This window comes from Streptosporangium carneum, assembly GCF_027922005.1.
Taxonomy (GTDB): domain Bacteria; phylum Actinomycetota; class Actinomycetes; order Streptosporangiales; family Streptosporangiaceae; genus Streptosporangium; species Streptosporangium carneum.
Map to the genome: position 1 here is coordinate 62358 of NZ_BSEV01000003.1, position 24374 is coordinate 86731.

Annotated in this window: 4 protein-coding genes; all 4 read right to left on the reverse strand. The window is 71.3% G+C overall.

The annotated features are described in order from the left end of the window. Positions 1-10: 10 nt before the first annotated feature. The 4 genes from PKF00_RS09830 to PKF00_RS09845 all read right to left on the reverse strand — a co-directional run bounded on the left by PKF00_RS09830 (position 11) and on the right by PKF00_RS09845 (position 24167). Positions 11-12274, reverse strand: a complete 12264-nt coding sequence (locus tag PKF00_RS09830) for a non-ribosomal peptide synthetase (protein ID WP_271217102.1) — start codon at positions 12272-12274, stop codon at positions 11-13. Positions 12275-12742: 468 nt separating this feature from the next. After that, positions 12743-15934, reverse strand: coding sequence for a non-ribosomal peptide synthetase (locus tag PKF00_RS09835; RefSeq protein ID WP_271217103.1), 3192 nt, complete (start codon positions 15932-15934; stop codon positions 12743-12745). Continuing rightward, a complete protein-coding gene (locus tag PKF00_RS09840) occupies positions 15931-22224 on the reverse strand; it encodes a non-ribosomal peptide synthetase (RefSeq protein ID WP_271217104.1) in 6294 nt (2097 codons plus the stop codon). The genes PKF00_RS09835 and PKF00_RS09840 overlap by 4 nt, the downstream gene beginning before the upstream one ends. Then, positions 22221-24167 (reverse strand): ABC transporter ATP-binding protein, encoded by a 1947-nt coding sequence (locus PKF00_RS09845; protein ID WP_271217105.1) that lies wholly within the window; start codon positions 24165-24167, stop codon positions 22221-22223. The genes PKF00_RS09840 and PKF00_RS09845 overlap by 4 nt, the downstream gene beginning before the upstream one ends. Between the last annotated feature and the right edge of the window lie 207 nt (positions 24168-24374).

A 24374-nucleotide genomic window follows, 5' to 3' on the forward strand; every position in this document is an offset into this window, starting at 1 on the left:
CCTTATGGAGTCATCCGCCGGCCGGTCCGGCCTCGAGTTGGTCCAGCTGATCAGGCGAAAGATCCACGAGCGTGCCGCCCGGAGGCTCCGGTTCCCCGGCGCCCTCGCCGGCGGCCGGGAGCTCCTTGACGACCGCCGCCAGCCGTTCCGCCGTCTTCTCGTCGAACACCTGCCACGGGTTGAGGTCCAGCCCTTTCCGGCGGGCCAGGGCCGACAGCTGCATCGAGGTGATCGAGTCGCCGCCGAGCTCGAAGAAGCTGTCGCCGGCGCCCACGCTGTCCAGTCCGAGCACCTCCGCGAACAGCTCGCACAGCTTCGCCTCCATGGCCGAGCGCGGGTCGCGTCCGGACGACGACCTCGCGACATCGGGGGCCCGCAGCGCCCGGTGATCGACCTTGCCGTTCGGGGTCAGGGGCATCGCGTCCAGCGGGACGAATGCCGCCGGCCTCATGTGCTCCGGCAGGCGTCCGGCCGCGCTCTCGCGGAGGGCGGAGATCAATGCGCCGTCCTGCCCGGCCTCGGCGGGCACCTGCTCGGTCGCGGGGACGACATACGCCACCAGGTGCTTCTCACCCGGACCGTCTTCGCGGGCGACGACCGCCACCTGGGCGACCCCCGGATGGTCCGCCAGCACGGCCTCGATCTCACCCGGCTCGATCCGGTATCCGCGCACCTTGACCTGCGCGTCGGCCCGCCCGGTGAAGACCAGCTCACCTTCCCTGGTCCAGCGGGCCCGGTCGCCGGTGCGGTACATGCGCTCACCAGGACGCGCGGGGTTCACGGAAGCCGGCACCGCGACGAACCTCTCCGCTGTCAGGCCCGGACGTCCGAGGTAGCCGCGTGCGAGCCCGGCCCCCACGACATACAGCTCGCCGGTCACACCTGGCGGCACCGGCTGCAGGAAGGCGTCGAGCACATAGGCCCGCATGCCGGTGATCGGGCGGCCGATGGGGACCGCGTCGCGTCCCGGAGACAGCGGGGAGCTCATCGTCGCGCATACGGTCGTCTCGGTGGGCCCGTAGGCGTTGATCATCCGGCGACCCGGCGACCAGCGGTCCACCAGCGCGGGCGGGCATGCCTCGCCGGCCACGACCAGGGTCTCCAGGCTGTCCGGCAGGTCGTCCTCGACGGCCAGCACGCTCGGCGGCACGGTGACGTGGGTGATGCCCCACCGGCGTACCGCGTCGCCCAGCGACACCCGGGGCGGCATGCTCTCCGCGTCGGCCAGCACGACGGTCCCGCCCGACAACAGGGCCACGCACAGCTCGGAGACGGCGGCGTCGAATCCAAGAGCGGCGAACTGCAGGATCCGCGAGGCGGACGTGACGCCGAAGCGCTCGATCTGCGCGCTCGCCAGGTTGCCGAGCCCGGTATGGGTGACAAGGACCCCCTTGGGCACGCCCGTCGACCCCGATGTGTAGATCACATACGCCCCATCACCGGCCTCCACCCACGGCAGCGCAGTCCGCGGATCGGCGGCGAGCGGCCCGTCCAGCACCACCACCGCGCCCGCGAACTCCTCCGGGACGGCCTCCCGGGTCTCCGTCGTGCACAGCAGCACCTCTGGCGCGGAATCCGCCAGGATCCAGGTGATGCGCTCGCCCGGGTAATCCGGGTCCACCGGAACGAACACCCCGCCCGCCAAGGACACCCCGACCAGTGCCACCACCAGCTCGGCCGACCGCCCCACGAGCACGCCCACCCGCGTCTCGCGCCGCACGCCCAGCACCGCCAGCAGCCGCGCCAGTGTCTCCGTCTCGTCCAGCAATCCGCCGAACGACAGGCTCCGGGCCGCGTCCACCACCGCCACCGCGTCCGGCGACCGCTCCACCTGCCGGCGGAACAGCACCGGCACCGACTCCGCGGCAAGCGGCACGCCGGTCCGGTTCCACTCCTCCACCACCAGGCGGCACTGCTCCGGACCGGTCAGGCCCACGCGCCCGACCGGCACGCGCGGCTCGGCCACCACCTGTTCCAGCGCCCGGAGGATCGACGCGAGCATCTCCTCGGCCTCGGTCCGATCGACCACGTCCGGCCGGTAGATGAACTCGCCATGGACGCGGCCCGCCACGGACGCGCGCATGGACAGCGGATAGTGTCCTGTGTCGTTCGGGATTCCCGCGGGCCGCATGACGAGCGCGTCGGGGCCTTCGGGCCGGGGCGCCGGGGGCGGGTAGTTCTCGAACACCACAATCGTGTCGAACGCCGCGCCCGGACCGGCGAGCTGGTTGATCTCGCTCAGCCCGACGTGCTGGTGCGGCATGCACGCGACCTGCCGTTGCTGCAGGTCCGCCAGCATGTCGAGGAACGGTTCCGCACCGGCCAGGCGGGCCCGGACCGGCAACATGTTCATGAACAGGCCGACGGCGGACTCGACGCCGGGGATCTCGGGCGGGCGCCCGGCCACCGCGGCGCCGAAGACCACGTCGTCGCGTCCGGTCAGCCGGGCCAGGTGCAGGGCCCAGATCCCCTGGAAGAGGGTGTTCGCCGTCACGCCGTGACGGCCGGTGAACTCCACCACGCGCCGGCTCAGCTCGTCGTCGAGTTCGAACCCGACGCGTTCGGGCTCCAGGGGTGTAGTGATCGTTTCCGGCGGCACGACGTGGGTCGCCTCGTCGAGACCCGCGAGTTCGGTCCGCCACGCCTCCCGGGCGGCCGCCTTGTCCTGGCGAGCGATCCAGGCGAGATAGTCGCGGTACGACGTCGCGGCCGGAAGCGCCCGGCCGTCACCGCCGGATTCGTACGCGCTCAGCACGTCCCCGATGATCAGCGGCAGGGACCAGCCGTCGGCCACGATGTGATGGGAGGTGAAGACCAGCCGGTGCCGGCGTTCGCCGAGGCGCACCAGGTGCAGCCGCAGCTGCGGTGCCCGGGTCAGGTCGAACCGCTCGGCGTGCAGCTGCTCCGCGAGCCGGTCGAATTCGGCGAGCGCCTCATCCTCGGGCAGATCGGACAGATCGGTCTCCCGCCAGTCCAGCGTCGCCTCGCGGGCGATCACCTGGACGGCCGCGCCGGACCCGAGCTGGTGGAAGCTCGCCCGCAGGGCGGGGTGCCGGTCGAGCAGGACATGCCAGGAGGCGCGGAAACGGGCGACGTCCAGCGGGCCGTCGAGGGCGAGCTTGCGCATGCCCGCGTAGACGTCCGGACCGCGCTCGTCGGCGGCGTGGAACAGCAGGCCCTCCTGGAGCGGAGACAGCGGCCAGACGTCGAGCAGGTCCGGTACGGCGGCCTCGACCTCCGCCACGTCCGGCTGCGTCAGCGAGACGAGCGGGAAGTCGGAGGGCGTGTGCCCGCCGGCGCCGGCCTCGCCGACGTGTGCGGCGAGGCCGGTCAGCATATCCAGCCATGCCTTCGCGAGCGACTCCGCCTCGGCCTCGCCGAGAATCCGCCCGGCCCAGGTCACGGTCAGGCTCAGCTCAGGTCCGTCCGCGCCGTCCAGCACGGCCGCGTCGATCTCCACGGCGTGCCGCAACGCCGTGTCCGGCTCCGTCGTGCCGCCAATGGTGCCCAGCAGCTGCCAGGGCTCCGCGGCGCCCTCGGACCGGGACGGGAAGCGGCCGAGGTAGTTGAACCCGATCTCCGCCTTCGGCAGCGCCGCGAGAGCCTGCCCCGTCTCGGCGTTGAGATAACGCAACATCCCGTAGCCGAGCCCGCCGTCAGGCACGGCCCGCACGTTCTCCTTGACCTGCTTCAGCAGGCGACCGGCCGCGCCGCCACCCGCGATCACCTCGGCCGGATCGATCCCCGTCACCTCCAGCCGGAGCGGATGCACGTCGGTGAACCAGCCGACCGTCCGCGACAGGTCCATCTCGTCGATGGGCTGACGGCCGTGACCTTCGACGTCCACCACGACCGTGGTGCCGCCGCGCCGTTGGGCCACCGCGCCTGCCAGCGTCGCCAGCAGCACCTCGTGGACACCGCAGTGGAAGGCCGAGGTGGCCTTTTCCACGAGCGCGCCCGTCCGGTCATGCGGCAGCGTCCACGACCTGCGTCCCGCGGTCGAGACGGTGTCGCGCGCCGGGTCGAGCCCGCCCGACCGCGGTCGCGCTCCGTCGAGGATCTCCGTCCACGTCTCCAGCTCCGTGGTCCGGCCCACCGCCTGATCGGCCAGCGTGCGCGCCCAACGCCGGAACGAGACGTCGACGGGATCGAGCACTGGTTCCCGGCCGGCGGTCACGGCCTCACATGCCGCTTGCAGGTCGGGCAGCAGGATTCGCCACGACACGACGTCCACCACGAGATGGTGCGCCGCCACGACGAGCCGTCCCACCCGTCCTGGTCCCGCGTCCACCCAGACCGCCCGGATCATCACGCCGGCATGGGGATCCAGCCGTGCGGCCGCGTCGTGGGCGCAGCGATCCGCGATCTCGTCCACGTCACCGGTGCCGGCCTCGACCCGTTCGACCAGCGTCGCCGCGTCCACCGTTCCGCGCTCGGCCACGACCAGCCGGGGCTGCGCGGCCTCGGCCGGAGCGATCCGGCTGCGCAGCATGTCATGTGCGTCGATCACCGCGCCCAATCCGGCCGCCAGCGTCTCCACCGACAGGTCGCCGGGCGCACCGGCGGTCACCCACTGCGCCAGGGCGCCCCGGGTCATCGCGTGAGGATCGCGTTCGAGCAGTGCCCGCATCACCGGCGTCAGCATCACCTCGCCGACGCCGTCGGCGACGCCCGCCCGCCTCTCACCGCCGCGCTCGGCGACCACCGCGATCCCCGCGGGCGTCTTGCGCTCGAAGACGTCCTTCGCGCCGAAGACGAGATCCTCGCGTCGCGCGCGGGCGGCCAGCCGCATCGAGAGGATCGAGTCCCCGCCCAGCTCGAAGAAGCTGTCTCCGGCCCCGACCCGCTCCACGCCCAGGACCTCGGCGAACAGTCCGCACAACACCCGCTCGGCCTCGGTACGCGGCTCCAGGCCCGCCGCCTTCCCTGCGAACTCGGGGACGGGCAGAGCGGCACGGTCGACCTTCCCGTTGAGCGTCAGCGGGAGGCCGTCCAGCGGCACCACCGCGGCCGGCACCATGAATTCCGGCAGCCGTCCCGCGAGGTGCCCGCGTACCGCATCGGGATCCAGTCCCGAGCCCTCTTCCGTGGTCACGTAGGCGATGAGCCTCTTCTCGCCGGGACGGTCCTCCCGCGCCACGACGACTGCCTGCGCGACGTGGGGAACCTCGGCCAGCGCCGCCTCGATCTCCCCGGGCTCGACGCGGTAGCCCCGGATCTTCACCTGCGAGTCGGCCCGCCCGGCGAAGATCAGCTCGCCTTGGTCCGTCCAGCGCGCCAGGTCGCCGGTGCGGTACATCCGCTCGCCGGAGGCCGAAGGATCCACCGAGGCGGGCACCGGGACGAACCGCTCCGAGGTCGCTCCGGGGGCGCCCAGATAACCGTGGGCCAGGCCCGCGCCGGCGATGTAGAGCTCACCGGTGACGTCCGGTGCCACCGGCTGGAGGAAATCATCGAGGACGTACACCTGCCGGCCGGCCAGCGGACGGCCGATCGGCAAGGTGCCGCCCGTTTCGGCCCACGGCTCGATGAGGTGCCAGGTGGCGCAGAGGGTGATTTCGGTGGGGCCGTACAACTGCCGGACCCGGACCTCCGGGCATGTCCGGCGCACCCGTGCGACGGACTCGAGCGGAACCACGTCCCCGCCGGTGAGGACTTCGCGCAGCCCGCTGAAGGAGTCCGGCGACTCCTCTGCCAGCACCCGGAAGGTCCCTGCCGTCAGATGGACGGTGGTCACGCCCCGTGCGATCGCTTCCCGCAGCCGCTGCGCGTCGACCGCGCCCGGTTCCGCGACCGTCACGCAGGCTCCGCTGACCAGCGGCACCCAGATCTCGAGCAGCGAGGCGTCGAACGCGTGCGACGCGTGCATCAAGACGCGATCGCCGGCGCCCTGCGACCAGCCCGGGTCGCCGGCCAGCGCCGCGACACTTCCATGCGGCACCGCGACGCCCTTCGGCACCCCGGTCGATCCGGACGTGTACATCACGTAGGCCACGTCATGTGCCCCGACCGCGAGCGGTGGCGCCTCGTGCGACTCTCCCTCGGTCGCCGGTGCGTCCATGACCACCGGCTCGACCCCGTCCGGGACCGCGTTCCGTGTCGCTCCCGCGCACACCGCCACCGATGCGCCGGCGTCGGCCAGCATCCGCTCGATGCGCTCCGCGGGGTAGTCCGCATTCACCGGTACCTGCGCGGCCCCCGCCTTCCAGACCGCGAGCAGGGCGACGATCAGGTCCGCGCCGCGTTCCATCAGCACGCCGACGCGGTCGCCGCGCCGCACGCCCCTCGCGGCCAGGCGCCCCGCCAGCCGATCCGATTCCCGATCGAGGCCGGCGTAGGACAGGGTGCGTCCGTTGTCGATGACCGCCATCGCGTCCGGCGCCGCGTGGGCCTGGCGCCGGAACATCTCCGGCACCGATGAACCGCCGGCCGCCGCACCGGCCGAGTTCCAGCGCTCCGTCACGGAGGCGCGCGTGGACTCGCTCGTCACGCCCAGCCGGCCGACGGGAAGCGAGGGCTCCGCCACCACCCGGGCCAGGACTCGCACGACCTGCCTGGTGATCTCGGCGGCCATGTCCCTGTCGATCGCGTCGGGCCGGTAGTCCAGCTGGATCCGCAGGCGGGCGCCCGGGATGACGCTCACGGACAGCGGATAGGTGGTGCCGGTCCGCGTGCGGATGGAGCTGATCGTGACGCCACCGTCGTCGAGACCGTCGGCGTCCAGCGGGTAGTTGACGACCATCATGATCGTGTCGAAGATCGCGCCCGGCCCCGCCGCCTTCTGGATCTCCGGCAGCCCCAGGTGCTGATGCTCCGTCAAGGCCGACTGGCGCCTCTGCAGGTCCTGGAGCAGGTCCAGCACCGGCACACCGCCGTCGAGGCGCACCCGGACCGGAACGGTGTTGATGAACATCCCCACCATCCGCTCGACATCCGGCAGCGCGTCCGCCGGGCGCCCGGACACGACCGTGCCGAACACCAGATCCGTACGTCTCGCCAGCCGCGCCAGCACCAAGGCCCAGGCGCCCTGTACGACCGTGCTCAACGTCAGTCCATGACCACGTGCGAAGCCGGTGAGGGCGCGGGTCGCCTCCTCGGACAGCCATTCGGCGTGCCCGTCCGGCATCACCGGCGCCTTGCCCACGTCGAAGCCCACCACGGTCGGCTCGTCCAGCCCGGCGAGTTCGGAGCGCCACGCCGATCGTGCCGCGTCCTCGTCCTGGCGGCTCAGCCACGCCACGTAGTCCCGGTAGGAGGGCGGCGTGGGCGCGTCCCGTCCGCCCGTGTAGGCGGTCACCATCTCGCCCAGAAGGATCGGTGTCGACCAGCCGTCCACGAGCACATGGTGCGACGTCACCACGAGCCGGTGCCGCGCCGCGCCGAGACGGATCAGCAGCAACCGGAGCAGCGGCGCCCTGCTGACGTCGAACCGCTCCGCCTCGTCCTCCGCGAGCAGGCGTTCGACCTCCGCGTCCGCGTCCGCCTCATCGAGCTGCGACAGATCGGCCTCACGCCACGGGACAGCGGCCTCGCCCACGACGACCTGCACCGTCTCGCCGGATCCCAGCTGGTGGAAGCTGGTCCGGAGCGTTTCGTGCCGGGCGGCCACGGACTTCCATGCCGCGCACAGCCGTTCCGCGTCGAGCGGCCCGTCGAGGTCGAGGATCCGCTGGGTCTGGTAGACGTCGACGCCGTCCTCGTCGAGGGCTCTTTCGAAGAGGATGCCTTCCTGGAGAGGCGACAGCGGCCAGACGTCCGTCAGACCTGGTGCCACGGCCTCCAGCTCGTCCACGTCCCGCTGCCGCAGATCGACAAGATCGAAGTCGGACGGTGTGTGCCCGCCCGCGCCGGGAGCGCCGGCGAGAGCGGCGAGACCGGCCAGCATGTCCAGCCAGGCCTCGCCGAGCCGCTCCACCGTGGCCTGGTCGAGATCCTTACCATCGACGGCGAGCCTCAGCCGGGGGCCGGCCGGTGTGTCCTGAACGTCCGCGCCGACCTCCACGGCGTGGGATCGCACCATGTCCGGCCCGGCCGCTCCCCCGCCGAGAGACCCTTCGCACACCTGCCACGCGGTGTCCCCGGAGGCGACGCTGGACCGTCCGAGATAGTTGAATCCGATCTGGGCCGACGGCAACTCGGCCAGCCTGGCCGCGGTCTCGGGGTTGAGATGGCGCAGCAGCCCATAGCCGAGCCCGTCGCCGGGCACCGCTCGCGCCTGCTCCTTCACGGCCTTCAGCAGTTCCCCGGCCGCCGCGTCCCCGGCTGCCACCGCTCCTGGGTCAACGCCGGAGACGTCGAGGCGAACCGGATGAACGCTGGTGAACCAGCCCACGGTACGCAGCAGATCCTCTCCGTCGGCGGCATGGCGGCCATGGCCTTCCACGTCCACCAGAATCCCCGGGCCGGCACCGCGCCACCGCGCCACCGCACCCGCCAGGCCCGCCAGCAGGACGTCCTGCACCCCGCAGTGGAAGGCTCCCGGCACGCGCGCCACCAGGTCGCGCGCCTCGGTGCCGGACAGTGTCCGGGACCACGACGCCGACTGCCCGGTGTGCCGCTCCAGCGGCAGGCCGGCGCCTTCGAGCACGTCGGCCCAGTAGTCGGCTTCGGCCACGGTGTTCTCACTGAACGCCTGTCCGGCCAGCCGCCGCGCCCATTGCCGGTACGACGTCACCGCGGGTTCGAGGACGGGGGTTCCGCCGGAGACCGCCTCGTCGTACGCCGCACGCAGATCCGACAGCAGGATGCCCCACGAGACCGCGTCAACGGCCAGGTGATGCACCACCAGGGCCAACCGGCCCGGCTCGGCGTCGCCCGCGTCCACCCACACGGCCCGGACCATGATGCCCGCAGATGGGTCCAGCATGCCCGCCGCCGTCCTGACCTCGCGCTCGGCGATCTCAGCGGTGTTCCCGTTCCCGGCGGCCACCCGCGTCACCAGGCCGGCCGCGTCCACGGCACCCGGCTCGGCCGCCGTCAGCCGTCCGCCGGGCTCCACCCGGGCCCGTAGAAGATCATGCACGTCCAGGACGGCCTGCAGGGCATTCGCCAGCGCGTCCGGGGCGAAGCCGGCCGGGGTGACGATGACGCGCGCCTGCGCGAAACCGGGGCGCACCGCGTCGTCCCCGAGGGCACGCATCACCGGCGTCCTCGGGATCTCCCCCACGCCCGTCTCCCCTGCGGAGGGTCGCCGCGCCGGGGCCGCCTTGGCCAGCGCCGCCAGGCGCTCGGGGGTCCGGTACTCGAACACCTGCCGCGGGGTCAGCGGGATGCCATGGCGACGCGCGCGGGCGGCGACCTGCATCGACGAGATCGAGTCCCCGCCCAGCTCGAAGAAGCTGTCTCCGGCCCCGACCCGCTCCACGCCCAGGACCTCGGCGAATACTTCGCACATGGTCCGCTCGGCCTCGGTGGCCGGCTCCCGGTCCACAGCCTCAGAGGCGAAGTCCGGCTCGGGCAGGGCCCGGCGGTCCACCTTTCCGTTGCCGGTCAGCGGCAGCTCATCCAGCACCAGCACCGCGGCCGGAACCATGAATTCGGGCAGCGTCGCGGCGAGTTGTTCGCGTATCCGTGCCGGGTCGAGGTCCCGCCCCGCCTCGGCGACCACGTAACCGATCAGGCGCTCTTCCCGCGCGGACACCACGGCCTGGCCGACATCTGGAAGGCCCGCGAGGACTGCCTCGATCTCGCCGGGCTCCACCCGATAGCCGCGAATCTTCACCTGGTCATCGGCACGTCCGGCGAACGCCAGCGCACCCTGATCCGTCCAGTACGCCAGGTCTCCGGTCCGGTACATCCGCTCGGCGGGAACGAACGGATCGGCGACGAACCGCTCGGCCGTCAATGCCGGGCGGCCCAGATAGCCCTGCGCCACACCGGACCCGGCGATGTACAGTTCGCCCGTCACCCCCGGGGGCACGGGCCGCAGGAACGCGTCGAGGACATAGACCCGCCGCCCGGCGAGGGGACGCCCGATCGGCAGCACCGGCCCCGTCGGTTCGCCCGGCTGGAGCAGCCACCATGTCGCGCACAGCGTGGCCTCCGTGGGGCCGTAAAGATGGCGCACACGGACGTCCGGGCACGCCCGCCGCACCCGCTCCACCGCCGCGAGCAGCACCTTGTCCCCGCCGGTCAGCACCTCGCGCAGACCGGCGATCGACTCCGGTGACTCCTCGGCCAGCACCCGGAAGGTCCCCGCGGTCAGGTGAGCGGAGGTGACACCGCCGGCTATGTGCCCGGCCAGGGCCTCGCCGTCCACCGCGCCCGGCTCGGCCAGCACGACCCGGGCGCCCGACAGCAGCGGCACCCACAGCTCGAACAGCGAGATGTCGAAGGCGTGTGAGGCGTGCATCAGCACGGCGTCCTCGGGGCCCACGCCCCATCCCGGCTCGCCGACCAGCGCCGCGACATTGCCGTGCGATACCGCGACGCCCTTCGGCCTCCCCGTCGATCCCGACGTGTACATCACGTAGGCGAGGTCGTCCGCCCGCGCGCCCGCGGAGAGCCGGGCGTGCTCCGCCACCGCCCGCTGCGTCTCCGGATCGTCCAGGACGATCGGATCGAGCCCGCCGTCCAGCACGGCATCCCTGCACGCTCGCTCGGACACCACCGCCGCCGGCTCCGCGTCCGCGAGCATGAACTTCACGCGTTCCGCCGGGTAGGCGGGATCGATCGGCACGAACGCCGCTCCCGCCTTCCACACCGCGAGCAGCGTCGCGATCAGGTCGGGTGAGCGTCGCATCACCACGGCCACCCGATCCCCGCGCCGGACGCCCCGGCCGCTCAAGTAGCCGGCGAGCCTCTCCGCGTGCTCGGCCAGTTCGCCGAACGGAACCGCCCGCTCTCCCTCGACGACCGCCACCCGGTCACGGCCGCGCTCCACCTGGCGGTCGAACAGCTCCAGGGCCAGATCGCACGGCACCACGTGGGATGCCGCGCTCCATATGTTCACCACCAGCTCACGCTCGGCCGCGCTCGTCACGTCGACCTCGGCCACCGCGATGTCGCCCGCATCCGCCAGCTGCCGCAGAATCCCGGTGAATCTCTCGATGATGGCGAGCGCGGTTCTCCGGTCGAAGAGGTCCGTCACGTAATCGAGATTGAGCAGCATCGACTCGCCGGGGACGGCGACCAGCGTCAGCGGATAATGGGCGGCTTCCCGGCCCTGTTCTATTCGAATGCCAAAGGCTTCCGCGGCATCTGATTCGCGAAGCTCACGGGGAAAGTTCTGGAAAACGAGCAAGGTGTCGAAGATCGCGCCGGCGCCGGCCGCCTTCTGAATGTCCGCCAGCCCCACGTACTGGTGGGGAATGAGCGCCGACTGCCGTTTCTGCACATCCGCCAGAAGTTCGATGACCGGCGTCGAACCGTCCAGCCGCACGCGTACGGGAACGGTGTTGAGGAACAGCCCCACCATTCCCTCAACGCCGGGCAGACCCGGCGGGCGCGCCGAGACCACCGCGCCGAACACCACGTCCGTCCGGCCTGCCAGCTGTGCGAGCAGCAGCGCCCACGCGCCCTGCACCACCGTGTTCAGCGTCAGCCCATGGGCACGGGCCAGCTCGCTCAGAGATCGCGTGAGGTTCTCGGGCAGCTCGACCGTGATGTTCTCCGGCATGGCGGGCGCCCGCCCCGGGTCGGCGGGCGCCACCAGCGTCGGCTCCTCGACGCCCCGCAGCTCTGCCGCCCATGCCGACAGCGTCCGCTCCTTGTCCTGCCTGTCCAGCCAGGCGAGGTATTCCCGGTACGACGTCACCGCGGGCAGGTCCAGCGGGCTGCCGTCGGCCGCGTACAGCATCGACAGCTCGTTGAACATGATGGGCATCGACCAGCCATCCATGATCGCGTGATGGCTGGTCATCACCAGGCGGTGGCGGTCGCCGGCGAGACGGATCAGGGTCAGCCGCAGCAACGGCGCCTTGGCGAGGTCGAATCTCCTCGTCCTGTCCTCCTCGGCCAGCGCTCGTACGGCCTCCTCGGGCTCGCTGAGGTGGGAGAGGTCCACCTCCCGCCACGGCAGTTCCACCTGCCTGGCGATGAGCTGCACCGTCTCACCCGATCTGCGCTGCCGGAAACAGGCCCGGAGAGCGGCGTGCCGCGCCAGGAGCGCCTCCCATGCGGCACGCATTCTGTCCGCTTCCACCGGACCGTCCAGGTGCAGGATCCAATGGCCCACATAAAGGCCGGGCCAATCGTCGTCGTAGGCCGTGTGGAAGAGCAATCCTTGCTGGAGTGGTGACAGCGGCCAGAAATCCTCGATGCGAGACTGAGCCATTGACAGATATCTCCCTCGATCATCAAAGCGCCCGCGAGGGAATCATCCATGGATGGCTCTGACCCGGACAATCTGTCCAGCCGTGACCGGCTCCGGGTGATGTGATCTTCGGGTGTCCGGCCTGAAGGGAACTGGTGCGCGCGGAGCTGATCGCTCTGACGCGCGCACTCATGGCCGGGAACGTGGCCGTCGAAGGCGCAGGTGTGTGCCGCGCACCTGCTGCGCGATCTGGAGGACCGCGCCGGGACCTACCCCGGCGCGCTCTGGCCCCGCCGGCCGCGGACGGCCTTGCGCGGCCTCGTCCACACCGCCGGCGATCTCTGGACGTCAGCCGGCCCGGTCACGGCCTGACGCTCCAGCGCGGGCGTACCCCGGCATGCCTCTGAACGATCACACGCGTCACGGGCCGTGGTGCCCGGGCACGCCGGCGCGGGCGGCCGGCACACCGTGCTCGGCCGCCGGTTTCGATCAGTGAAGGGAGTGACGTTCGTCGTCGAACTCGGCCTCGAACTCCTCTATCTCGTCCTGGTCCAGGTCGAGAAGGTCGGAGTCCGAGGGGGGATCAGCCGGACCTGCCGCAGGCTCGCCTCCCAGGTCGACGATCGTCGCGAGCCCCGCGGGCGTCCTGTGCTCGAACACCTCCACCACGGTGAAGGGCATTCCGGCACGCGTGGCCCGCGCCGCCAGCTTCACCGAATAGATGGAGTCCCCGCCCAGCTCGAAGAAGCTGTCGTCCGGACCGACCGCCGTCACCCCGTGCAGTCCGAGCACCTCGGCGAAGAGCCCGCACAACGCCCGCTCGACCTCCGTACGCGGCTCCCGGCCGGAGACACGCCCGCCGAAATCGGGATCCGGCAACGCCTCCCGATCCACCTTCCCGTTCGCCGTCACCGGCACGGCATCCAGCACCACCACCGCCGCCGGCACCATGTACTCCGGCAACACCCTGGCGACCCGCTCACGCAGCCCCACCGGATCCACCCCGCCACCCGACACCACATAACCCAGCAAACGCCCCTCACGCGCCACCACCACCGCCTGATCCACCCCCGGCTGCCCCGCCAGCACCGCCTCGACCTCACCCGGCTCCACCCGATACCCACGGATCTTGACCTGGTCGTCATCCCTCCCGGCGAACACCAGCTCACCCTCACCCGACCAGTACGCCAGATCCCCCGTCCGATACATCCGCTCACCGGCAACGAACGGATCCGCGACAAACCGCTCAGCCGACAACGGCGCACGACCCAGATAACCGCGGGCCACCCCGATCCCGGCCACATACAGCTCACCGGTGATCCCCGGCGGCAACGGCCGGAGGAACGCGTCCAGCACGTACAGCCGCCGGCCCGGCAGTGCCCGGCCGATGGGCAACGTCGGCCCCACCTCGTCACCGGGCTCGATCGCCTTCCACGTCGCGCACAGCGTGATCTCCGTCGGGCCGTAGGTGTGCAGGACACGGAGCCGCGGGCACGCCCGTCGCACCCGCTCCACCACATCGGGCGGCACCACGTCTCCACCTGCCGCCACATAGCGCAGCCCTGAGAACGACTCCGGCGATTCCTGCGCCAGCGCGCGGAAGTGCCCCGCGGTGAAGTTCACCGCGGTGAGACCGTCGGCCACATGCGCGGCGAGCCGCTCCGCGTCGACCACCCCCGGCTCGGCGATCATGACCCGCGCACCGGACACGAGCGGCACCCACACGTCGTACAACGAGGCGTCGAAGGTGTGCGGAGCGTGCATCAGCACCGCGTCGCCGGGCCCGACGCCCCACCCCGGATCTCCCGCCAGCGCCGCGACGCCGCCGTGCGGGACCGCCACACCCTTCGGGGTCCCGGTCGATCCGGAGGTGTACATCACGTAGGCGAGGTCGTCCGCCCCGACCGGGACGAAGGCGACCTCGCCGTCGTCGACGTCGTCCACGAAGATCTGCCGGTAGCCCGGCGGCACCACACCCGAGGTCGCCTCTTGGCACACCACCATCGCGACCGCGGAGTCGGCCAGCATGAACGCCACCCGGTCCGCCGGGTAGTCCGGATCGACCGGTACGAACGCCGCTCCCGCCTTCCACACCCCGAGCCATGCCGCCAGGGTCTCCGCCGACCGCCCCAGCACCACACCGACACGGTCGCCGCGGCGCACACCGCGATCCGTCAGCGCCCGCGCCAGACGGCCGGACCACACGTCAAGCTCCGCGTACGACCAGGCCAGGCCCCCGGCCGTGACCGCCGTGGCGGCGGGCGCCCTTTCCACCTGCCGCCGGAACAGCTCCACCGCGGACGCCGTGCCGATCGCCTCGCCCGTGTCGTTCCACCGCTCGACCACCAGCTCGCGCCCCGCATCACCGATCACGTCCAGGCGGCCCACCGCCGTCTCCGGCTCGGCGATCATCCGCTCGAGGACACGGGCGACCCCGTGCAGAGCCTCCTCGGCGACGCGGGCGTCGAGCATCCCGGGCCGGTACTCCACGTCGGTCTGGAGGCTCTCACCCGGCATGATGCCGAGGACGAGCGCGTACGGCGCCGACTGATGGAACTCCTTGAGGATCAGGCGCACATCGCGATCGGAGTCCGCTCCCACCCCCGGATCGACGTAGTTCTCGAACGACACGACCGTGTCGAAACTCACCCCGGAAAGCTTCTGGATCTCCTGCAGTCCGAGATGCTGATGCGAAATGAGCGTGGACTGCCGCTCCTGCAGCTCCGTCAGCAGCTGGACGACCGACTGCCTGCCGTCCAGCCGGACCCGCACCGGCACGGTGTTGATGAACAGCCCTACGGCCTGCTCCACGCCGGGCACCTCCGCCGGACGCCCCGAGACCACCGCGCCGAACACCACGTCACGACGGCGCGTCAGCCGGGCCAGCACCAGCGCCCACGCCCCCTGCACCAGCGTGTTCAGCGTCAACCCGTGACCGCGGGCGAACTCCACCAGAGCGGAGGTGAACTCCGGCGAATAGCTGAGCACCTCCCGCACCCGCCGCCCCGGGGTCTTCCCGGACCTTTCGGCGATCCCGAATGTCGAACGGCCGGCGCCGGCCAGCTCCGCACGCCATGCCGCGCGGGCGGCCTCCTTGTCCTGCCGGTCCAGCCATGCCAGATAGTCCCGGTAGGAGCCGGCGGGCCGCAGCCCCGAGCCGGCGCCTCCCGCCGCGTACAGGTCGAGGAGTTCGGACTCGAGGATCGCCCGCGACCACCCGTCCATGACCAGGTGATGGCTCGTCGTCACGAGACAGTGCCGCTCCGGAGCGAGCCGGATCAGCACCTGCCGCAGCAGCGGAGGCTTCGCCGGGTCGAATCTCGTGGCGCGCTCCTGCTCCGCGATCACGCCCGCCTCGGCCAGCGCGTCCTCCTCGGCCAGGCCGGAGAGGTCGCGCTCCGACCATGGGAGCTGCACCTTCCGGGGGATGAGCTGGACCGTCTCGCCGGACTTCCGCCGGTGGAAGCACGCGCGAAGCGCCGGATGCCGGTTGAGGAGGGTCTCCCAAGCCATGCGGAACCGCTCGGTGTCCAAGGGCCCTTCGATGATCTGCGTCTGCTGGATGAGGTAGAGGTCAGGGGCCTCATCGAGTGCGGCGTGATAGAGGATTCCCTCCTGCATCGGTGACAGCGGCCAGACTTCCTCGAGCGCCGATCCTGCGGATGTGGTCGGAGTGTTCACGATGCCTGGCCTCCAGACAGTTCCGCTGCTATTGCTTCGAAGCTCTCGATCTCGTCCTGGTCAAGGTCGAGGAGGGCGAAGTCGGACGCGGTGTGCCCGCCCGCAGAGGGATCATCCGCCTGGCGGGACAGCCCGGACAACATGTCCAGCCACGCCCGGCACAGCCCTTCGATCTCGGCCTCCTCCAGCAGGTCATTCCGCCAGTCCACCGTGAGCATCAGCTCCGGGCCCTCCGGCGTGTCGTGGACGACCGCGTTGCACTCCAGCGCGTGCGGCAGGCCCATGCCCGGATCCATCGAACCGCCGATTCTCCCGACCGGCTGCCACGCCCGCGCTCCGCCCTGGTCACCGGTGACGAACCGGCCCATGTAGTTGAACCCGATCTGCGGCGACGGCAGGGCCGCCAGGACCGGGCCCGTCTCGGGATTGAGATACCGCAGCAACCCGTAGCCGAGTCCGTCGCCGGGTGCCGCCCGCGACTGCTCCTTGACCACCTTCAGCAACTCTCCGGCCGCTCGGCCACCGGCCGGCACAGCCGCCAGATCGATCCCCGCCACGTCCAGGCGCACCGGATGCATGCTCGTGAACCAGCCCACCGTTCGGGACAGATCCATCCCCTCGGCCGGATGACGCCCGTGGCCTTCCACGTCCACCAGGACCCCGTGGTCACCGTGCCAGCGCGCCACCGCTCCCGCCAGCCCTGCCAGCAGAACCTCATGAACGCCGCAGTGGAACGCCACCGGGACCTTCCCCACCAGGACCGACGCCTCGGCCCCCGACATCACCCACGACCGTGAGCGCACGCCGCCGACCGCATCACGCCCCGCGCCCGGGCTCCGCCGGCCGATCGGCCGATCCTCCTGACCGACAGTCGCTCTCCACGTGTGCAGCTCCCCGACCCGCTCCCGCGAGAGCGCCGACTCCTCCAGGAGAGCCGCCCAGCGCCGGAACGACCCCCACACCGGTTCCAGCACCGGATCGCGCCCCTCGGCCACCGCCTCACACGCCAGCCGCAGGTCAGGCACCAGAATCCGCCACGACATCCCGTCAACCGCCAGATGATGCACCACGACCGCCAGCCGCCCCGTCCGCGCCGGCCCCGCGTCCACCCAGACCACCTGCGCCACCACACCCGCTGCCGGATCCAACCGCTCCACGGCCTCCCGCACCGCGCGCTCCACGACCTCGTCCAGCGCATGGCCGGCGCCCTCTACCCGCGTGACCAACCTGGCGGTGTCCACCGACCCGCGCTCGCCCACCGCCAACCAGCGACCCGCCTGGTCATCGACGACCCGCAACCGCAGCATGTCATGCGTGTCCACCACCGCCGCCAGTCCTGCGGCCACCACGTCCACCCGCAGCTCCGGCGGCGCACCCAGCACCACCCACTGGGCGAACCGCGACCCCGCGACCCCGTTCCCCAATGCCCGCATGACCGGCGTCCACGCGATCTCTCCCACGCCGTCTGCCGGACCTGTCGCAGGCTCGCCTCCCAGGTCGACGATCGTCGCGAGCCCCGCGGGCGTCCTGCGCTCGAACACCTCCCGCGCGCCGAAGCGCATTCCCTCGCGGCGAGCCCGCGCCGCCAGCTGCATCGAGGTGATCGAGTCCCCGCCCAGCTCGAAGAAGCTGTCGTCCGGACCGACCGCCGTCACCCCGTGCAGTCCGAGCACCTCGGCGAAGAGCCCGCACAACGCCCGCTCGACCTCCGTACGCGGCTCCCGGCCGGAGACACGCCCGCCGAAATCGGGATCCGGCAACGCCTCCCGATCCACCTTCCCGTTCGCCGTCACCGGCACGGCATCCAGCACCACCACCGCCGCCGGCACCATGTACTCCGGCAACACCCTGGCGACCCGCTCACGCAGCCCCACCGGATCCACCCCGCCACCCGACACCACATAACCCAGCAAACGCCCCTCACGCGCCACCACCACCGCCTGATCCACCCCCGGCTGCCCCGCCAGCACCGCCTCGACCTCACCCGGCTCCACCCGATACCCACGGATCTTGACCTGGTCGTCATCCCTCCCGGCGAACACCAGCTCACCCTCACCCGACCAGTACGCCAGATCCCCCGTCCGATACATCCGCTCACCGGCAACGAACGGATCCGCGACAAACCGCTCAGCCGACAACGGCGCACGCCCCAGATAACCGCGGGCCACCCCGATCCCGGCCACATACAGCTCACCGGTGATCCCCGGCGGCAACGGCCGGAGGAACGCGTCCAGCACGTAGCAACGGCCGCCGGCGACGGGTTTCCCGATCGGGACCACGTCCCGGCTCGCCACCAACGGCATGCTCATCGCCGCGCAGACCGTGGCCTCGGTCGGCCCGTACGCGTTGACCAGCCGCAGTCCCGCCGACCAGCGATTCGCCAGGCCCGGCGGGCAGGCCTCCCCCGCCACCACCACCGTCTCCAGCCCGGCCGGCAACGCGTCGGCGGTGGCCAGCACTGACGGCGGAACCGTCACGTGCGTGACCTCCCACCGCTGCAGCGCCTCGGCCAGTGACACCGCCGGTGGCAGAGTCCGCTCCGGCGCCATGACGAGCCTCGCCCCCGACAGCAGCGCCATCAGCACCTCCGACACCATGGCGTCGAAGCCCAGCGCCGCGAACTGCAGGACTCGCGACGACGGCGACACGGCGAACCGGTCGATCTGCGCCATCGCCAGATTCCCGAGCCCCGCGTGTGTGACGACGACCCCCTTCGGAGTCCCCGTCGATCCCGACGTGTAGATCACATAGGCCGCGTCACCGGGACGCACCCGCGGCAGTCCCGCGTCGCCGCCCCCCGCCAGATCCAGCTCATCGACCGCCACCAGCCGATCCTCGAACTCCTCCGGCACCGCCTCCCGCGTCGTCCCCGCGCACAGCACCAGCGCGGGATCGGCGTCGGCCAAGATCCACCTGACGCGCTCAACCGGGTACGCCGGATCCACCGGCATGAACGCGCCGCCCGCCAAGGACACGCCCAGCACCGCGACCGCCCACCACGCCGACCTCCCCACCATCACGGCCACCCGGGTCTCCGGCCCGATCCCGCGTGCCCTCAGCTCGGCCGCCAGCCCCGTCGCCCGCTCCCACAACCCCCCAAACGACAGCTCACCGTCGCCGTCCACCACCGCCACTTCGTCCGGCCGATCCTCCACCACCCGCCGTACCAGCACCGGCAGCGGCTCCCCCGCCGCCATCGCCCGTTCCGAGCCGCCGTCCCAGGGCTCACCCACACCGATCCGCCCGACCAGCCCGTGCGGATCGGCGGCCATGGTCGTGAGAGCGCTGGTGAACCACCCCAGGATGGACTCGGCGACGCTCTCCTCGACCTGCCCGTGCCGGTAGACGAGCTGGATCCTGAAGTGATCTCCCGGGATGATGCCGAGGGTCAGCGGATAGTGGGTCCCCTCGATCGTGCCCAGAAAGGTGAACTGGCCGGCGAAGTCCCGCGGGTAGTTCTCGAAGACCAGCAGCGTGTCGAACACCGCGCCGTGTCCTGCCGCCCGCTGGATCTCCGGCAGCCCCAGATGCTGATGCGGTGTCAGGGCCGTCTGCCGCGCCTGCAGGTCACTGAGCATGTCCACGACTGACTGCCCGCCCCGCAGCGGCACCCGGACCGGAACCGTGTTCATCATGAGGCCCGGCACCGACTCCACATCCGGGAGCTCGGCGGGACGGCAGGCGACCGTGGTGCCGAAGACCACGTCGGTCCGCCGCGCGAGCCGCGCCAGCACCATCGCCCACGCGCCCTGCGCCAGGGTGTTCAGCGTCAGCCCGTGGTCGCGGGCCAGCTCCGTCAGCCCCGTGTAGAGGTCCGGTCTCAGGAAGGCGATGCGATATTCGTAATCCGTCCCGGCGCCGGTCGTGGCCGCGGCTTTCGCGATCGGCGCGGGCCCGTCGAGGCCGGACAGCTCCGCCCGCCAGGCCGCACGCGCGGCGTCCTTGTCCTGCCGGTCCGACCAGGCCAGAAAGTCCCGGTAGGTGGACGCGCCCATGCGATCGGGGAGACGACCGCCGACCGTGTACGCCTCAGCCACCTCGTTGAGGATGACCGCCACCGACCAGCCGTCGGTCAGGATGTGGTGATGGACGACCAGCAGGCGGTGCCGGCCCTCGCCGTAACGGACCAGCACCAGCCGGAACAGCGGTGCCTTGGCGAGGTCGAACCGCTGCTCCTGTTCCTGCCTGACCAAGGTCTCCACGGCCGCGTCGACATCGCTCGCGTCGGCCAGCTCCACCTCCCGCCACGGCAGGACGACGTGCCCGGCGACGGCCTGCAGTATCTTCCCTGACGCGCGTCGGTGGAAGCTCACGCGAAGCTCGGCGTGCCGGGCGAAAACCGCTTCCCACGAGGCCCGCAGCCGGGCGGCGTCCAGCGGCCTCACCAGCTCCAGGATCCATTGCGCCTGGTAGATGTCGCGCCCCTCATCGTCGAGGGTCGCTTGGAAGTACAGCCCCTCCTGGAGCGGTGCGAGCGGCCAGACCTCCTCGGCGTCCGGGACGGCGATCCCCAGCTCCGCCTCCTCTTCCGCCGTGAGGGTGATCAGGGGGCCATCGGCGGGCCTGCCGGCCGGTACGGCGCCCGCGACGGCCGCCAGCCGTGCGGGAGTCCTCTCCTTGAAGATCTGGGAGGGCGTCACCAGCAGACCTGCCCTGGAGGCACGTGCCGCCAGCCGGATCGCGACGATCGAGTCTCCGCCCAGCTCGATGAAACCGTCATCAACCCCTACGCGCCTCCCCTCCGGTTGAAGGAGCTCGGCGAACAGGTCGCACAGGACGCGCTCGGCGTCGGTGCCGGGTTCGCGGCGCGTCGCGGCCGTCGCGAAGTCGGGCGCGGGCAGCGCCCTCCTGTCCACCTTGCCGCTACCGGTCAGCGGCAACGTGTCCAGTGTGACCAGAGCGGCGGGAACCATGTACTCCGGCAGCGACGCCGCCAGACGCTTGCGCAGCAGTACGGGATCCACGTCCCCGTCCGCGACCACGTAACCGATCAGGCGCCCGTCGATCGCCCCCACCACAGCCTCGCGGACGTTCGGCTGAGCGGTCAGCGCGGCCTCGACCTCACCCGGCTCGATCCGGAATCCGCGGATCTTCACCTGGTCATCGGCCCGGCCCGCGAACAGCAGCTCATCGTCCGCGCTCCACTGGGCGAGATCCCCCGTCCAGTACATCCTCCTCCCGGGCGCGGACGGATCCGCCACGAACCGCTCCGCCGTCAGCCCCGCCCGGTCCAGGTAGCCGTCCGCCAGACCGGCGCCGGAAAGGTACAGGTCACCGACCACACCGGGCTCCACCGGCCGCAGTGACGCGTCGAGCACGTGGGCCCGGCGGCCCGGAAGCGGACGGCCGATCGGCAGGACGGGACCCACGACGTCACCCGGCTCCAGCAGATGCCACGTCGCGCACAGGGTCGTCTCCGTCGGGCCGTACAGGTGCCGGATCCGCGCACGGGGGCAGGCCGCCCGCACCCTTTCCACCGCGTACGCGGGCACCACGTCACCACCGGTCAGCACCTCACAGAGGTTCGCGAACGATTCCGGCGACTCCTCCGCCACCGCGCGGAAGCTGCCCGCGGTGAGGTGCGCCTTCGTCACCCCGGCCGCGACCGCCTCGCGCAGGCGCCGGGCGTCCACCGGACCCGGCGCGGCGATCACCACACGGGCGCCCGACACCAGCGGCACCCAGATCTCGAAAAGGGAGGCGTCGAAGGTGTAGGGCGCGTGCATGAGGACCGCATCGCCGGGTTCCATCCCCCAACCGGGGTTTCCCGCCAGCTCTGCGACGCTCCGATGCGGGACGGCCACGCCCTTCGGGGTCCCCGTCGAGCCGGACGTGTACATCACGTACGCCAGATCCCCCGGGCCCACCGTGACCGCCGGTGTGCCGCCCGCGCCCTCCTCGGTGAACTCGATCGACTCGACCCCTTCCGGTACCGCGTCGCGCGTCGCGTCCGAGAACACCATCAGGGAGATCCCGGAATCCGCCACCATGAACGCCACCCGCCGGGGAGGATGGGCGGCGTCCACCGGCACGTACGCCGCCCCCGCCTTCCATACGGCGAGCAGCGTCACCACGAGGTCCGCCGAGCGGTCCATCATCACCGCGACGCGATCGCCCCGGCGAACGCCCCGGCCGATCAACCGCCCGGACAACACTCCGGCCAGCTCGTCCAGCCGCCGGTAGGTCAGGACCCGGTCCCCGTCGACCAGGGCCACCGCATCGGGTGTCCGCTCCACCTGCCGGGCGAAGAGGTCCGGCACCGTCGGTGTGGCCCGCGCTCCGGCGCTCACCGTTCCCCTCCGCCGACCACCTGCTGCACCGGCTCCGCCCCGTCGTCCGATCCCGGCCGGGTCCCGTTGCCGCCTGACTCGGCGAACTGCGTGTGATACAGGTCCGCGTAGAGACCGCCTTCCGCCAGCAGCTCCTCGTGCGTCCCGCCTTCCCGGACCCGCCCGCCGTCGATCACGAGGATGCGATCGGCCTCGCGGATCGTGGACAACCGGTGGGCGATCACCAGTGAGGTACGGCTGCGCAGGGCTGTCGCGAGCGCCCGCTGGACGGCGGCCTCCGACTCCGAGTCCAGGTGGGCGGTGGCCTCGTCGAGCACGACGACCGAGGGTGCTTTGAGCAGCAGCCGGGCGATCGCCAATCGTTGCTTCTCCCCGCCCGACAGGCGATGACCACGATCGCCCACGACGGTGTCGAGCCCACGGGGCAGGGAGGCGATCAGGTCCCAGATCTGGGCCCCTTCGCATGCCTCGACCAGTTCGTCCTCGGTGGCGTCGGGGCGAGCGTAGAGCAGGTTCGCCCGGATCGTGTCGTGGAAGAGGTAGGTGTCCTGGCTGACCACCCCTACCGTTTCGCGAAGCGAGTCGAAGGTGAGGTCCCGCAGATCGTGTCCGCCGACGCGAACGGTCCCGGAGGTCGGGTCGTACAGCCGGGACACCAGGTGCGTCAGGGTGCTCTTCCCGGCGCCGGACGGGCCGACGAGCGCGGTGAGGGTTCCGGCCGGCACGTGCAGGTTCACGTCGCGCAGAACCTCTTGGGTCACTTCACCGCGCTCCTGCCCGGTGCGCACGTTCTGTTCCAGCGACGGCAGCGAGACCTCGTCCGCGCTGGGATAGCGGAACGAGACGTTCTCGAACTCGACGTCCGATGCCGCGTTCGCCTTGAGTCCGACCGCGTCGGGGCGTTCCTCGATCAGCGGCTTCAGATCGAGCAGCTCGAAGATCCGGTCAAAGGTCACCAGGACCGTGAGCGCGTTCTCCTGAATGCTGGCCAGCTGGGTGATCGGCCCGAACAGGCGTCCCAGCAGGGTGGCCAGGGCGACCAGCGTGCCGAGCTGGAACGCCTGCGCGAGCACGAGCCCGCCGCCGACCCCGTAGACGAGCGCCGTGGCGAGCGCGGCCATCAGCGCGAAGATGGCGGGGGCCATCCGGCCGTAGAGGGTGGCGCTCACGGCGAGCCCGCGGATCCGGCCGGCACGTTTCTCGTACTCGGCCATCTCCTCGGCCGGACGGCCGAAGAGCTTGGACAGCATCGCCCCCTGAACGTTGAACCGCTCCTGCAGCAGCCCGGCCAGGCCGGCGTTCTCCTCCATCAGCCGTCTGGTGTAGCGCTGCATCCGCCGTCCCACGTACGACCAGGGCACCACGAACACCGGGATCAGCAGCAGCGCGAGGAGGGCGACCAGCCACGACAGGTAGAACAACTCGGCCAGCACCAGCACGACCGTGACCGCGCTGGCGGCCGCCACCAGCATCTGGGTGAACGCCATCTGCGTCATGACCAGCTCCGTGTGCAGCCGGCCGACCAGCACGCCCGACTGGGTGCGGGTGAAGAACGCGATCGGCAGTCGCTGGATGTGGTCAAGTGCCTGAACCCGGAGGTCGTAACTGACGCCCTGCCCGATCTTGCCGGAAATGTAGGCCGACACCAGCTGCAACAGCGCGCTCATCACAGCGAGCCCGGCGGCCAGGCAGGCGAGAAAGATGACGAGCTCAAGGTCGTTTCCGAGAACGCCTTTGTCGACCAGGTCCTTCAATATCAAGGGAGACGCGACGACGAAGAGTGAATCCATCGCGGTGACGAGAGCGAAGAGCGCCACCTTGCCCACGTGCGGACGGAAGTAGCCGAGCACTCGTCGCACCGTCCCCGGGCGGATCCTGGACGGCGCGGGATCATCGCCTTCGTCGCCCTTCAGCAAACCTCCGAACGGCGACACCATGGCCATGCGGATACTCCTCTCACACGCGCACGCAAGTCGGCGATCTCCATCGTGCTGAGCGGAGCCGATGTCCACGAGTAGGTCCAACTGAACATTTCGGGCGCTTGGACGCCTTCGCCGAACCGCTGACCGCGCGGACGGCAGACAGCGGACCGGGCCGGTTCATTTGGACCTACTTGTAGACATCGAGTCCATTGAGCACGCTTGCGATCA